Source organism: Shewanella psychropiezotolerans (assembly GCF_007197555.1).
GTDB lineage: Bacteria > Pseudomonadota > Gammaproteobacteria > Enterobacterales > Shewanellaceae > Shewanella > Shewanella psychropiezotolerans.
Window position 1 is genome coordinate 789512 of the sequence record NZ_CP041614.1, and the last position, 14082, is coordinate 803593.

The following is a 14082-nucleotide window of genomic DNA, read 5'->3' on the forward strand; positions in this document are numbered from 1 at the left end:
ACTCAGTTTTACTTTTTGCGCTCTGTTAGTTTGCAGTTTTAGCTGGCACAAGGTTCAAGACTAAAGTAAGTCTGGCAAGTAGATTTAAATGGAGAAGAGAATGAGTGCCTTTAGTTCAACTGATAGATATATGCGTCGTATGAAGCGACCGACTAGCTTGGTATGTGGCGTAGCTGCAATGATGGCCGATAAGTTTAACTGGTCTTGTTTATGGACCCGAGTGGTGTGGGCGGCAGTGATCTTGCTGAACCCGGTGATGGGACTCTTGATCTATTTTGTACTCGCCTTAGTACTTCCTAAATGGGAAGCTAACTCTTGAATCGTCAGCAAAGTTATATAAATAAAAGTCGTGTAAATAAGAGTAAGGCAAGCCGAACGCTAGCGATATTGTTAGGTCTAAGTACCGCCATCTTGGTGATAGCTGCTCTGGTTATGGCGTTGGAGATTTGGGGAGTATCTGAGTTTGTTTCTCGTAAATTTTTGAATGTAGAGCCACTTTTTTGGATGGATGTTAGCTTATGGAGTGTCCTTGTCACCTCTGTGATGCTACTGGTTATTTTACTCTGGCTGACAGTCGCTTTTAGTGTCTTAGCTTTGGTCTCTGCATTATGTATCCTTGCGGCTCTGATTATGGTTGTTAGCGGCTTCTCTCTGCTTTGGCCTGTACTCTTATTACTATTGGCTGCATGGGGGGTTGGTAAGTCGAGTCAGTTTGATTGAAGAACCGACTTAAGTTCTCCAGAGTTTGATATCTCTTCTCTATCAAGATGCAGAGTCCACGAGGACCCTGATCTTATCCAGTCAGCTGGGCTTTTAGATTAAGCCAATTATTTTTTGAGAAATGCTTCGAAGCGAGTTCTGGCTTCATCACTCTTTAGTCTTATAGAAAACTGCGCTAGCTCATCTTTCATCTGTTGACGTACCAGCTCTTTATTTGAGCGCATCAATGCACGAGATGCCTGAAGTGCCAGTGGTGGTTGCTTAGCGAGTTTGACCGCCTGGGCTAAAGCAAAGTCAAAAATGGTCTCCGAAGGGATCACATCATTGATAATATTGAGTGTTTTAGCCGTTTGAGCATCGAAACTTTCGCCGAGTAACAGTAATTCGGCTGCTTTCTGTGGTCCAACGAGTTGAGGAAGCAGCAGACTCGCTCCGGCTTCCGGTACTAGGGCTAAGTTAACAAAAGGTAACTGAAACTTTGCAGTGTTATCGGCATAAACCAGATCGCAATGCAGTAGTAAGGTGGTGCCTATACCAACTGCAGCCCCTGTGACTGCTGCAACGATTGGTTTTTTGAGATCTAACAGATGAAAGAGAAAGTTAAAGGCCGGGTGTTTACTGTCTAAGTTACTATTTTTTAAAAAGTCTGCTACATCATTACCCGAAGTAAAACAGTCCTGTTGACCTTTGATTAAAAAGCAGTAAATTGCGTTGTCTGACTCACCTTGGATAAGGTATTCTGTGAGGTTAGTATACATCTCAAGGCTGAGAGCATTACGCTTTTCAGGGCGATTAATTGTGATAATTCTTACGCCTTGTTCATCCTTAACCTGAATTGTACTCATTGCGTTTTCTCCTCTAAGCGAATGGGGTTAAATGGAGTTTAAGACATTGAAGCAAATATTCAAACACATGTTTAACTTTGTCCTGCTGTTTGGGGCATCTTTCTCTGCCATGGCCAATGTTATGCTTGTCGACGGTCAGGTGAGAGCTATGCCACCTAGCGTGCCAAATACTGCGGCATATTTAACCCTGGAAAATCATGGTCCTTCGATAAAACTTGTTGCCGTAGAGGCCGATTTTGTCAAAGAGGCTCAGTTACATACCGTTATCGAAGAGGACGGTATGGTAAAGATGCGCCAAGTGGAAAGCTTCACTATCCCCCAGCATGGTCAGTTAACTTTGAGCGAGTCGGGTAAACACATTATGTTGCTCGGTTTGAAACAGCCATTAGTCTCGGGGAAGTCAGTCAATTTAACCCTTAAGTTCGATAATGGCTCAGAGCTTCCTGTGAGCTTGATGGTGAGTAAGCAAGCCATGACTAAATCGGAAGGTCATCACCATCATCATTAATTTAATGTGGGATTCAACGGAGTGTATCAAATGCAAATGACATGGAAAAAGTGGACGGGTATCGCGGTTTTTATCATATTGATTGGCTACTTCATCAGTGTTTGGTGGAGCGTCGCGCCGGATGTGATTCAGCCGCAGCAGTTTAGTGCGGGACAAGAGTCTGGAGTCGTGGGCTATGCGACGACGACGTCACTCATAATGACGATGGAAACCTTGCTTAACAAGAGAGGTGGCTGGTTATCTAACGATGTGACTCCTCCCTCAATTTTTATGGACAATATGCCAGCCTTTGAGTTTGGTGCCTTGGAGCAGGCGCGGGATCTCGCATTAATCATGCGTAAAGAGTTCAGTCGTTCCCAGTCTCAATCCATGGCTGATAAAGATCTGCTAGCCGCCCACTCTAAGCTCAATATCGAGCATACCAGTTGGCTTGTGCCTAGCGCCGAAGGTGAATATAAAGATGCCATCAAATTACTGAAACTTTATCGCGCTAAAATATCAGATCCCAACAACCAAGAAGCGCAATTTTATGCTCGAGCGGATAATCTCAATGAGTGGCTCAAAGAGGTGCAGAAACGTTTAGGCAGCATGTCTCAGCGTCTCTCTGCCAGTGTAGGGCAAGATAGGTTAAACACAGATTTAGCCGGCGACAGTGAGGCTTCTCAGTCTACACCTAAGCAAGCTAGCCAACAGATTAAGACCAGTTGGTGGAAGATAGACGATGTGTTTTATGAGACTCGAGGTGCTACCTGGGCATTATTAAACTTTATGAAGGCTATTGAAGTTGATTTTGCCGATGTCTTACGTAAAAAGAATGCCGAAGTCAGTTTGCAGCAAATCATACGTGAACTGGAAGAGACACAACAGTCTGTTTGGAGTCCGATAATCTTAAATGGTTCGGGTTTCGGCGTAGTCGCCAATCACTCTTTGGTGATGGCAAATTATATCTCCCGCGCAAATGCTGCGGTGATTGATCTAACAAATTTATTGATTAAAGGTTAATTAGATAATGAAAAAAACATTAGTTGCATGTGCACTTTTGGCAAGCTTGGTAGGCACTTCTGCACAGGCTGCATCACTGATAGGCTTTAAGGTCGGTGGCGATTACTGGAAGGCCGATACCAGTGGTACTTTTGCAGAGAATGGTCAACCACAGCAAGATTTTAACTACAGCTCATCTTCTCAAGGTAGCATTTGGGTTGCCATAGAGCATCCGATCCCTTTGGTACCCAATGTGAAAATCAGAGAGAACCGACTTGATGCGAGTGGTAGTAGTGTTGCCGATGGCTTTGAGTTTGGTGGTCAGACTTACAATGGCGATATCAATACAAACTCAGATCTAAGTAACACAGACTTTATTCTTTATTACGAGCTGTTAGATAATGATCTGGTTGCTTTAGATGTTGGTGCGGCCTATAAGAAGATGCACGGCTCTTTCCGTGTTAACGATAAAGCGACAAGCGGCCGTGTAAATTCAGAAATTGAGCTAGATAGCGGTATAGTGATGGCTTATGCCGATGCACAGGTCGGCATTCCAGGCCTTGGTCTGTATGGCTTCGCCGATGTTATGATAGGTGTTGATGAGTCTAGTGTTTATGATTACTCTGTCGGTCTAGGCTGGCAGTTTGATGGCGTGGCTCTGGATACTAAGGTGCGTGTGGGTTACCGTGACTTTAACTTCGATGTGAACGACTTCGATGGCGTAACGGCTAACACTCAATTTAAAGGTTACTTCGCCGGTGTCGAATTGGTCTTCTAAATCTAGCCTGCTAAATTTACTGTTTCAAGCTTGATATAAGAACCGCCATTCGGCGGTTTTTTATTGGAGAAATTATATGGCCACTAGATATGACTGAAAGATCCGATAACTTGTTTGGTATAAAGTTGATTTTTATCAGTCATAAAAAAACCGCCATCGATTAAGAGTGGCGGTTTCTACTTAAGTTATCCAAAGCGGATAACTTAGCTACACATTAAAGAACTCGTTACTGAGTCGTTGTTTGTGTCGCTTGTGCAGTCAAACCATTATTGATGGCGATAACATCATCTTCATTCAAGGTACCGGCAGCTTGTTTAAGTGCAAGTATTGAGTTGATGTAACCGTAACGGGCATCAGACAGCTTTCGCTTAGAATCATATAGATCGCGCGTACGGTTAAGTACGTCGACTATGGTACGAGTACCGACTTCAAAACCAGCCTGAGTCGCTTTAAGTGCACTCTCTGATGAGATAACTGATTGCTCATAGGCACGGATTGAGCTGATTGAAGCGCCTACGTTATTGAAGTTGTTACGAACATCCTTGACTACCTTACGGTGAGTCTGTTCCATCTTCTCGCTCGCTTCTACGTACTGATATTGCGCCTGATTGACTTTAGAGCTGACCTTGAAACCTTCGAAAATAGGTATGCTCAAGGTCAGGCCTACTGTGCCGTTGTCAAAATCGTTTACACTCTCACTCTCACTACTGTTTTCTTGCTGAATATTGGTTGTGTAACCCGCATTTAGACTCAGTGTAGGCATATGACCCGCTTTATAGAGACTGATAGTCTCTTGGGCGATATCTTTACCAATACGTGTTGTCAGTAGATCGACACTGTTGCTTTCGGCCATCTTAAGCCAATCAGCCGTTCTGGCTGGTGAGGGGCTAACGGCACTGAAACGCTCGGTATCTAAGATATTGATGGTCTTATGTTCTATGCCTGTTATCTCACGCAGCGCCTCATAACTATTGATCAGTTCGTTTTCGGCTAAGATCTCTTGCGCGCGGGCCAAGTCATACTGAGCCTGGGCTTCGTGGACGTCTGTGATAGCGGTTAAACCCACGGCGAACCTTTGTTTTGTCTGCTCGAGCTGACGCTCAATCGCGCGCTTTTCCGAGCCCTGAAACTCAAAGGTATCTTTAGCCGATAACACCGCGAAGTAGGCACTGGTTACGCGGATAATCAGAGTCTGCAGCGATGACGCGTAGGCTGCATCGGCTTGAGAGGCGGCTAACTCGGCTAGGCTTAATCCTACCCAGGCGCTGTGATCATAGATAACCTGATTCAAGGTGACGCCAGCATTTATGCCGCTTGCATCCGTATTAGACATTGTATCTTCATTGCGCCAGCTCTTGTCATATCCCACACTTGCACTTATGGTTGGCAATAATGGGGCACGGTTTTCTTCAATCTGTTCATACAGGGCGTCACGTTGAGCCTGAGCCTGCAGTGCGATAGGGTCACTGGTTAGCGCTTGTTGATATATCTGCAGTAAATCGTCGGCCTGTACAGCAGAAGTGCTGAATGCCAGCGTGAGTGCTGCGCATATCGTGCGGATCTTGAATTTCATTGGTCGTCCTTTTAGACAAAATCCTCCAGTGGAGGAGCCGTTTAACTTTTATAGAGTTAAGTGATACCACGCATAATAGCGAGGCGGTTTGCGCTTCCCGACGCTTCCCGATACATCAAAACTAATGGCCTGAGCCAGCTAGCCAATTATTAATAGCTATTAAGACATAGATATTAAGAAATTACCTGTTTTCAAGTCAACTTAGAAGTGTAACAGTTTTTGATTTTTATTATGCTATTTCTATCTAAATAGAATTTACTCTAGTCTAGTGTGTTTCTTATACACTTTTGAAGATGATTTGATACTGGATTGATCCAGGTGAGGGAGCGAGATGAAACAGAAGTTTGATCAACAAGATGTAGTATTGTTAGGTAGAGAGACTGTGTTTAAGGGGTTTTTCTCGTTGGATGTGTATCGGTTCAAGCATAAGTTGTTCGAAGGGGGCTGGAGCGGTGAAGTTAAGAGAGAGGTCTTCGAACGCGGAGATGCCGTTGTAGTATTGCCCTATGATCCTGTGACGGATGAAGTGGTATTGATCGAGCAGATACGTATTCCCGTATTGGGCAAGACCAAGAGCCCTTGGATGCTCGAGTTAGTGGCGGGTATGATAGAAGAGGGTGAGACGGCCGAGGCCGTTGCCCGCAGGGAGTTGGTCGAAGAAGCGGGAGTGAAGGCTAAACAGATGTCGAAGATCTCCAGTTATTTTGCTAGCCCTGGTGGAACCAGTGAGCAATTCGAGTTTTTCTGGGCTGAAATCGATGCGAGTCAGGCACACGGAGTACACGGGCTAGAGCATGAGAATGAAGATATCCAGGTTCATGTATTCAGTCGAGAGCAAGCTTTTAAATTAGTAAATGATGGTACAATTAACAATGCGTCTACTGTGATCGGCCTGCAGTGGTTAGAGCTAAATTATTCTAAACTGCGTAAATGATGGTGTATCAGTTTAACAATGCGTCTACTGTTATTGGCCTGCAGTGGTTAGAGTTAAACTATCAGAAATTGAGAAAGTAATTCTAAACTGCGTAAATGATGAGTGTATCAGCTGAACAATGCGTCTACGGTTATTGGCCTGCAGTGGTTAGAGCTGAATTATCAGAATTTGCTAGAACCTAGCGTAAACTTGAGGATGAATCGGCAAGTGAGTAGTGCAAGTAGCTTAAACCCAAAGAGATATCAGCCGAATATTAATAGGTTTCTCGCCCTGTGTGGACGTAATTATTTCCATATTCTTCGTTGGTTGCCCAATGGTGCAGAGCAGGGCGCGAGTTGGCAAGTTGGCGGTGATTACGGGCTGTTAGATGTTCGTTTACTTGAAAATACTCGCTATACCCAATTGATCGAAATCTCAAGAAATGTCGGTAAAACCGATTTTGTCGATACTCCTAAAATTACTGTTCGCGTGTATCATGATGCTAAATTAGCAGAAGTGTTAACTAGTCGACAGATTTATCAGCTTAGTCCGGTATATGATTATCCAAATGTACGTATGCACCATCGTGACGAAAAGTATCGAGTGAATGCTTTTTTGGAAGAGTTATTAAGAATTGATAACCACACGAGTGTAGTTTGTTTGGCTGAATCTTAGGGTCTATTTATAGTGTTAAAAGAGGCTATCTCTTATTCTATTGAAGAGAAGGCAAGTGTGAGAATCGTGCAAGTGACCGATCCTCATCTGTTTGCCGATCCAAATTCTCAACTTTTAGGTGTTAATACAGCTAAGAGTCTGGAGTCTGTGCTTAATACCATAAAGGCTGTGGATTATCCGGCAGATCTTATGTTGGCTACTGGAGATATCAGTCAAGATTACTCGGGGAGTCATATCACAATTTTGTGCGAGCGATAACCCCTCTCGATATGCCTTGCCATTATCTGCCCGGAAATCATGATGATCCTCGTGTTATGAGTCTGCATATGCAGGGCTCAAAGATATTCGGTCAGCGTCGAATCTTGGCTGGCAACTGGCAAATTATCATGCTGGACTCTACAGTGAGAGGAAAGCCTGGCGGACACATGTCTGACCGTGAAATAGAGATAATCAAGAGCGCCGTTGCCGATCAACCCGAACGTCACGTCTTGCTAGTGATGCATCACAATCCCATTTTGGTTAAGTGCCGCTGGCTAGATCAACATTGGATGGATAATGGCAGTGAATTTATCGAGCAAGTTGCTCAGATCCCACAAGTCAAAGGCTTGCTATGGGGTCATGTACATCAAGAGTTGGATATAGAGCACCAAGGTATGCATGGTATTATCCACTTGATGTCTACGCCTTCAACCTGCATTCAATTTAAGCCTTTATCGTCTTATTTTGCGCTGGACGCGCAACAACCCGGATATCGACTGTTGGAGCTTAAAGCCGATGGCAGCATGATAACCAATGTATATCGCGTCCCGGGAGATAAATTCTCCCCGATAGAAATGTCAGTGGCTATTAAAGCTAAAATCGTCAACTTGTTTAGGAGTTGATGCCAGAGTCTAATGGTGTTTCAACGTAAAAATTTGCGGCTTTCCCTCTCTTTGAAGCCTAATCACTTGGTAGAAACGTAAGCAAGTGTTAGCATCTCATTAATCATTTATTAAAATTACTCTCTCACTCCTCAGAGTGATTATTCGATGATGGGAAAGATCCGTGTGTGAGGAAATATGCTGCTTTATATTCATGGGTTCAATAGCTCACCGTTATCAGATAAAGGGCTTGTAACTGCGCAATTTTTCGCTGAACACTATCCCGATCTGAACTTCCATCAGCCTCAATTACCATCCACTCCCAGAGAGGCGATGGAATTACTGTCGGGACTGGTGGAGTCTGCACTTGAGGATGGAGAGACACTTACCTACATTGGCTCTTCTCTTGGCGGATATTTTGCGAGTTATTTAGCCGAGAAGTACGGTGGGCGGGCGGTGTTGGTTAATCCTGCTGTGACGCCTTTCGAGCTATTCGATGACTTTATCGGGCAGCAGTATAATCCTTACATCGAGGAGTATTACCAAGTTCTGCCTGAACATAAAGATCAGGTTGCCGCTTTTAATACTGACGTTATTCTTAATCCCGACCGATTTTTAGTACTATTACAGTCGGGCGATGAAGTCCTGGATTATCGACAAGCAGTACAGAAATATCACTGTTGTCAGCTGTTGATCCAATCCGGTGGCGATCATAGCTTCGTGGGCTATGAAACGCAGATGCACTTTATCTGCCAGTTTCTGTTTTCTTGACAAGTAACCATATCGGGCCGCAACATGGCCTTAATAACTATAAATTGTGTGTGCCATGACAAATCAATATACCTCTGATGCCATTGAAGTCCTGAATGGGCTAGATCCCGTTAAACGCCGTCCAGGTATGTATACCGACACCACGCGCCCAAACCATTTGGGACAAGAAGTTATCGATAATAGTGTCGATGAAGCATTGGCGGGACATGCAACTAAAATTGAAATAACCCTACATAAGGATAACTCGTTAGAGGTTATCGATGATGGTCGTGGTATGCCGGTGGATATTCACCCTGAAGAGGGAATATCCGGAGTAGAGCTTATTCTCACTAAGCTGCACGCGGGCGGTAAGTTCTCTAACGATAACTATCAATTTTCAGGCGGTTTGCACGGGGTTGGTATCTCAGTGGTGAATGCGCTCTCGAGTCGTGTGGAAATTACTGTGAGACGTAGTGGTATTGTCTATGACATTGCCTTCGAGAATGGTGATATGGTCGAAGAGCTGCGGGAGACCGGAACTTGTGGCCGCAGAAACACGGGTACCAGAGTTCATTTCTGGCCCATCCCCAGCTATTTCGATTCAGCTAATTTTTCTGTGTCTAAGCTGACTTATTTATTGAAAGCTAAGGCGGTTCTCTGTCCCGGCCTTAAGATTAAATTCACTAACAAGCAGACGGACGAAGTTCAAGAGTGGTTCTATGAGAGTGGTTTAACTGATTATCTACAATCTTCGGTTAAAGATGCGCTTATGCTGCCTGAAGAGCCCTTTATTGGCAGTTTACAAGGTAATAATGAGGCGGTAGATTGGGCAATTACCTGGTTACCGGAAGGGGGAGAGTATCTTAACGAAAGTTATGTGAATCTTATTCCAACTCCCTTAGGTGGTACTCATGTGAATGGCTTCAGGCAAGGTCTGCTCGAGTCAATGCGTGAATTTTGTGAATTTCGTAACCTGATGCCCAGAGGCGTTAAACTAACCCCTGAGGATATCTGGGATCGCAGCAGTTTTATCTTGTCTATCAAGTTACTTGATCCGCAATTTTCCGGCCAGACCAAGGAAAAACTCTCCAGTCGTCAGAGTGCAGCGTTCGTTTCAGGCATTGTCAGAGATGCATTTAGCCTCTGGCTTAATACGAATACCGAGCAGGCTATGGCGTTGGCGGAGATGTGCATCAATAATGCTCATAAGCGCTTAAAGTCGGCTAAGAAGGTGGCCCGTAAGAAGGTGACGTCTGGTCCGGCACTGCCGGGTAAGTTGACCGATTGTAGTGGTCAAGACCCTATGCGTGGAGAGCTGTTTCTGGTGGAGGGAGACTCGGCGGGAGGCAGTGCGAAACAGGCTCGTGATCGAGAGTTTCAAGCTATTATGCCTCTGCGAGGTAAAATTCTTAATACTTGGGAAGTGGATGCCAGTCAGGTATTAGCGTCTCAGGAAGTACACGATATCTCGGTCGCGATAGGCTGTGATCCCGATTGCAGTGATATTTCCGAACTAAGGTATGGAAAAATCTGTATCTTAGCCGATGCCGATTCAGATGGACTGCATATTGCGACCTTGTTATGTGCTCTGTTTATGAAGCACTACAAAATTTTAGTCGAAAAGGGCCATATCTATGTGGCTATGCCACCTCTGTTTCGTATCGATGTAGGCAAAGAGATTTTTTATGCGTTAGACGAAGCGGAAAAGCAAGGCATACTGGATCGTATTGCTGCCGAGAAGAAGAAAGGTAAGGTTCAGGTGACTCGATTCAAGGGGCTGGGTGAGATGAATCCACTTCAGTTACGAGAAACCACCATGGACCCTAATACACGTCGTTTAGTGCAGTTGACCATAGATGATGTTGAAGACACCATAGCGCTTATGGATATGTTACTGGCCAAGAAACGCTCTGGTGATCGTAAGATATGGTTAGAATCTAAAGGTGATCTTGCTGATATTTAGTGAAATGCCTCCAGTCATTAGAATAATTAGAATAATTAGGCTTATAAAAAATAATGTTGTTGAATCAGAAAAAAAATCAACGAAGGTGGAGCTTACTGTTAGCTTATGTCGCAGTGCTGTTTAGCCCAAATTTACTGGCCACACAGCCCATGATGATCACTGTGACCAAAGGTTTCGGCTTAACCCTCTATGCCTCTGGACTTGGTGATGCTAAGCAGATGGCGTTGGGAGATAAGGGCACGCTATTTGTGGGTTCCCATAAGAAGGGCACCATAGTGGCTCTGGTCGATAGCAATGCCGATGGCCGAGTCGATAAGCGCTACACGGTAGCCAAAGGCTTAGATAATCCTGAAGCCATCGCCTTTCATCTTGGTGATCTTTATGTCGCCGTCGATGAAAAGATAGTTAGGTTTGTCGATATTGAGAACCGCTTGCGCCGCCCCGGACGGGGCAAGGAGGTCTATGACCGCCTCCCAGGACAGACCAATAAGAGCCGACGTGCGATGCACTTTGGCCCGGATGGTCGCTTGTATGTTGCTGTCGGTGCACCCTGTAATGTGTGTGAGGCTGTAGCGCCTTTCGGCAGTATTATCGCCATCGATATGGAGACCGGCAGTAGTGAGCAAGTCGCAACGGGCATTCGCAGTGTGACGGGCTTCGATTGGTCGCCTACGGATGATGCCTTATGGTTTGCCGATCTAGGGCGAGATTGGATGGGAGACAGACTTCCTCCCGATGAGATTAACCGGCTGGAAAAAACCGGGGAGCACTTTGGTTTTCCCTATATTCACGCCGCTTCGGTCATAGAGCCTGCCTACGATAAACCTAAGAACCTGAAGATCACTTTGCCTAATTTCGAATTACCAGCTCACGTCTCCCCAATGGGCTTGCATTTTTATCGCGGTCAGGCGTTTCCTGCTAAATATCATAATCAGATGTTTGTCGCCGAGAATGGTTCCTGGAATCGTTCGAGTAAAATTGGTTACCAGGTGGTGATGTTAGAGATTGAACAGCAGAAAGTCGTCAAGCGCAGTACTGTGGTCAGCTTCTTAGATGGCGGCTTTCCCGTAGCTAGGCCTTACGCTTTATTAACGGCTCCCGATGGAGCCATGTATATATCAGATGATCTTAAAGGCAATATTTACCGTTTGTATTACAAAGATATTGTTAAGAAAGAAACAGAACAAGCTGCGCAAGCAGAGGAAAATGAAAAATGAGTGATGCGATAGATTTAAGTCTCGATGGCGTAGAGCAGATGTCGATGCGCCGTTTCACGGAAGATGCTTATCTAAACTATTCAATGTACGTCATCATGGACCGGGCCTTGCCACATATTGGTGACGGATTGAAACCGGTTCAGCGTCGTATCATCTATGCCATGAGTGAGTTGGGCCTATCGGCTCAGTCTAAACATAAGAAATCAGCCCGTACCGTAGGTGATGTGTTAGGTAAATACCATCCCCATGGAGATAGTGCCTGTTATGAGGCTATGGTACTGATGGCGCAGCCTTTCTCATACCGATATCCCTTGGTCGATGGTCAGGGGAACTGGGGAGCACCGGATGATCCCAAATCATTCGCCGCCATGCGTTATACCGAAGCGAGATTATCGAAGTTTTCAGAGGTCCTGCTCAGTGAGCTAGGCCAAGGTACTGTCGATTGGGGAATTAACTTCGACGGCACGATGAAAGAGCCATTGGTGCTACCGTCTCGTCTGCCTCATATTTTGCTCAATGGTATTACCGGCATAGCCGTGGGTATGGCGACAGATGTACCGCCACACAACACCCGTGAATTAGTGGCTGCCTGTGTCGAATTACTGGATAACCCTAAAGCAGATCTCGAGCGCTTGATGGAGTTTGTGCCTGGACCCGACTATCCAACTGAGGCGGAGATCATTACCCCAGGGCGGATATCACTAAGATCTATTCGACAGGTAAAGGTTCGATAAAGGCGCGAGCCGTTTATGCTGTTGAGAGTGGCGAAATCGTCATCACCGCTTTGCCACATCAGGCCAGTGGCGGCAAGATTTTAGAACAGATTGCCGCGCAGATGCAGGCCAAGAAACTACCTATGGTAGTCGATCTCAGGGATGAATCTGACCACGAGAATCCGGTTCGTATCATTGTGGTGCCGCGCTCAAATCGTGTCGATTGTGATCAACTGATGGCCCACCTTTTTGCGACGACGGATCTGCAGAAAAATTTCCGAGTGAACCTGAATATTCTGGGGCTGAACGGTCGGCCTCAAGTCAAAGGGCTTAAACAGATCCTCACCGAATGGTTGGAGTTTCGTTTAACGACTGTGACTCGAAGAATCACCCACAGGTTGGATAAGGTCTTAGCCAGGTTACATATTTTAGATGCCTTGATGGTTGCCTTCCTTAATATCGACGAGGTGATCGAGATCATCCGCTATAAGGAGAATCCTAAGGCTGAATTGATGTCACGGTTCCAAATCACCGAGATTCAAGCCGATGCTATTTTAGATCTTAAGTTACGCCATCTGGCCAAGCTTGAAGAGGTGAAGATCAAATCGGAGCAGAATGAGCTGGAAGTCGAGCGAGACAAGCTAGAGTTGCTGCTTAGTTCAGATAGACGCCTGAAGACCTTAATTAAGAAAGAGTTAAAGCAAGATGGTGAGACCTATGGCGATGATAGACGTTCTCCTCTGGTGGAGCGTACCGAGTCTAAAGCCCTGACTGAGCAAGAGTTAGCTCCGGTAGAGGCCGTGACTGTCGTTTTGTCTGAGAAAGGTTGGGTCCGCTGCGCCAAGGGACATGATATCGATGGTAATACTCTGTCTTACAAGTCCGGTGATGGTTTTCTCTGTTCTGCGGTAGGTCGAAGCAATCAGCCTTCGGTATTTATAGGCTCAACCGGTAGAGCGTTTGCCACCGAGACTCATACCTTGCCTTCGGCGAGAAGCCAAGGAGAGCCAATAACCACACGTTTTAATCTGTCACCCGGCGAGGTGATGGAGCATCTCTTGCTTGGGGATGATGAGAAGTTCTATCTGTTGGCATCGGATGCTGGCTATGGGTTTGTTGGCTCATATAAAGATATGGTGTCCAGGAATAAAGCCGGTAAAGCCCTGCTCAGCCTACCGGCTAACGCTAAAGTGATTAAGCCTCAGTTGGTGGATAAGTCGAAAGTCGAGTCGATTCTGGCTATCACCAATGAAGGCAGAATGTTGTTATTCTCTATGGAAGCCCTGCCCCAGCTATCTAAGGGCAAGGGCAATAAGATCATAGGTATCCCAACTGAAAAAGCGAAGAATAGAGAAGAGTTGCTAATCCACCTGCATGTGGTACCCGAAGATACCTCAGTGACTCTCTGGGCAGGTAAGCGCAAGCTAACCCTGAAACCAAGCGATTTGGAGCATTATCGTGGTGAGCGAGGCCGGAGAGGGGCGAAACTGCCACGGGGATTACAACGTGTCGATAGTGTAGAGCTAGGCGATGGTAATAGTGAGGCTAGCGACTAAGCTAGTCTCTAGCCAGAAATAAAAAAAGCT

Annotated in this window: 12 protein-coding genes and 2 pseudogenes; 12 read left to right on the forward strand and 2 right to left on the reverse strand. The window is 45.5% G+C overall.

The features are described 5' to 3' along the window. Positions 1-100 precede the first annotated feature (100 nt). Together FM037_RS03495 and FM037_RS03500 are read left to right on the forward strand one after the other, a co-directional pair. Positions 101-319 (forward strand): PspC domain-containing protein, encoded by a 219-nt coding sequence (locus tag FM037_RS03495; RefSeq protein ID WP_144044865.1) that lies wholly within the window; start codon positions 101-103, stop codon positions 317-319. Next, a complete protein-coding gene (locus FM037_RS03500; RefSeq protein WP_227993141.1) occupies positions 316-720 on the forward strand; it encodes a hypothetical protein in 405 nt (134 codons plus the stop codon). Before FM037_RS03495 ends, FM037_RS03500 begins: the two co-directional genes overlap by 4 nt. Positions 721-827: 107 nt before the next feature. On the opposite strand, the gene FM037_RS03505 is transcribed toward FM037_RS03500, so the two are convergent. Next, entirely contained in the window at positions 828-1565 is a 738-nt protein-coding gene (locus tag FM037_RS03505) for an enoyl-CoA hydratase-related protein (RefSeq protein ID WP_144044866.1), read from the reverse strand. A gap of 31 nt (positions 1566-1596) precedes the next feature. On the opposite strand from FM037_RS03505, the gene FM037_RS03510 reads away from it, so the two are divergent. The 3 genes from FM037_RS03510 to FM037_RS03520 are packed head-to-tail and all read left to right on the forward strand — an operon-like array spanning position 1597 to position 3832. Beyond that, positions 1597-2073 (forward strand): copper chaperone PCu(A)C, encoded by a 477-nt coding sequence (locus FM037_RS03510; RefSeq protein ID WP_144044867.1) that lies wholly within the window; start codon positions 1597-1599, stop codon positions 2071-2073. A 30-nt stretch (positions 2074-2103) separates the two neighbouring features. Then, positions 2104-3075: a DUF2333 family protein gene (locus FM037_RS03515; protein WP_144044868.1), complete on the forward strand. Its 972-nt coding sequence runs from the start codon at positions 2104-2106 to the stop codon at positions 3073-3075. Positions 3076-3082: 7 nt separating this feature from the next. After that, on the forward strand, positions 3083-3832 hold the full coding sequence (locus tag FM037_RS03520; protein WP_144044869.1) for a TIGR04219 family outer membrane beta-barrel protein: 750 nt from the start codon (positions 3083-3085) through the stop codon (positions 3830-3832). A 226-nt stretch (positions 3833-4058) separates the two neighbouring features. Here FM037_RS03520 and tolC read toward each other — a convergent pair whose 3' ends face one another. Next, positions 4059-5405 carry an outer membrane channel protein TolC gene (gene tolC, locus FM037_RS03525; RefSeq protein ID WP_144044870.1) on the reverse strand — a complete coding sequence of 449 codons (1347 nt, stop codon included), beginning with the start codon at positions 5403-5405 and terminating at the stop codon, positions 4059-4061. A gap of 331 nt (positions 5406-5736) precedes the next feature. Here tolC and nudF point away from each other — a divergent pair, with 331 nt between their 5' ends. From nudF to parC, 7 genes and pseudogenes are all read left to right on the forward strand, one after another. Then, complete coding sequence (nudF, locus tag FM037_RS03530) at positions 5737-6339, forward strand: ADP-ribose diphosphatase (protein ID WP_144044871.1); 603 nt, start codon at positions 5737-5739, stop codon at positions 6337-6339. A 207-nt stretch (positions 6340-6546) separates the two neighbouring features. Further along, entirely contained in the window at positions 6547-6993 is a 447-nt protein-coding gene (locus FM037_RS03540; RefSeq protein ID WP_144044872.1) for a DUF1249 domain-containing protein, read from the forward strand. Between the two features lie 12 nt (positions 6994-7005). Then, positions 7006-7843, forward strand: a pseudogene (cpdA, locus tag FM037_RS03545) (3',5'-cyclic-AMP phosphodiesterase). Positions 7844-8051: 208 nt separating this feature from the next. Then, positions 8052-8624, forward strand: a complete 573-nt coding sequence (locus FM037_RS03550) for a YqiA/YcfP family alpha/beta fold hydrolase (protein ID WP_144044873.1) — start codon at positions 8052-8054, stop codon at positions 8622-8624. 55 nt (positions 8625-8679) lie between these two features. Then, on the forward strand, positions 8680-10566 hold the full coding sequence (gene parE, locus FM037_RS03555) for a DNA topoisomerase IV subunit B (protein WP_144044874.1): 1887 nt from the start codon (positions 8680-8682) through the stop codon (positions 10564-10566). A gap of 53 nt (positions 10567-10619) precedes the next feature. Then, positions 10620-11783 carry a PQQ-dependent sugar dehydrogenase gene (locus FM037_RS03560; protein WP_144044875.1) on the forward strand — a complete coding sequence of 388 codons (1164 nt, stop codon included), beginning with the start codon at positions 10620-10622 and terminating at the stop codon, positions 11781-11783. Next, a pseudogene (parC, locus tag FM037_RS03565) lies at positions 11780-14052 on the forward strand (DNA topoisomerase IV subunit A). The gene FM037_RS03560 and the pseudogene parC overlap by 4 nt, the downstream one beginning before the upstream one ends. Positions 14053-14082: the final 30 nt, after the last annotated feature.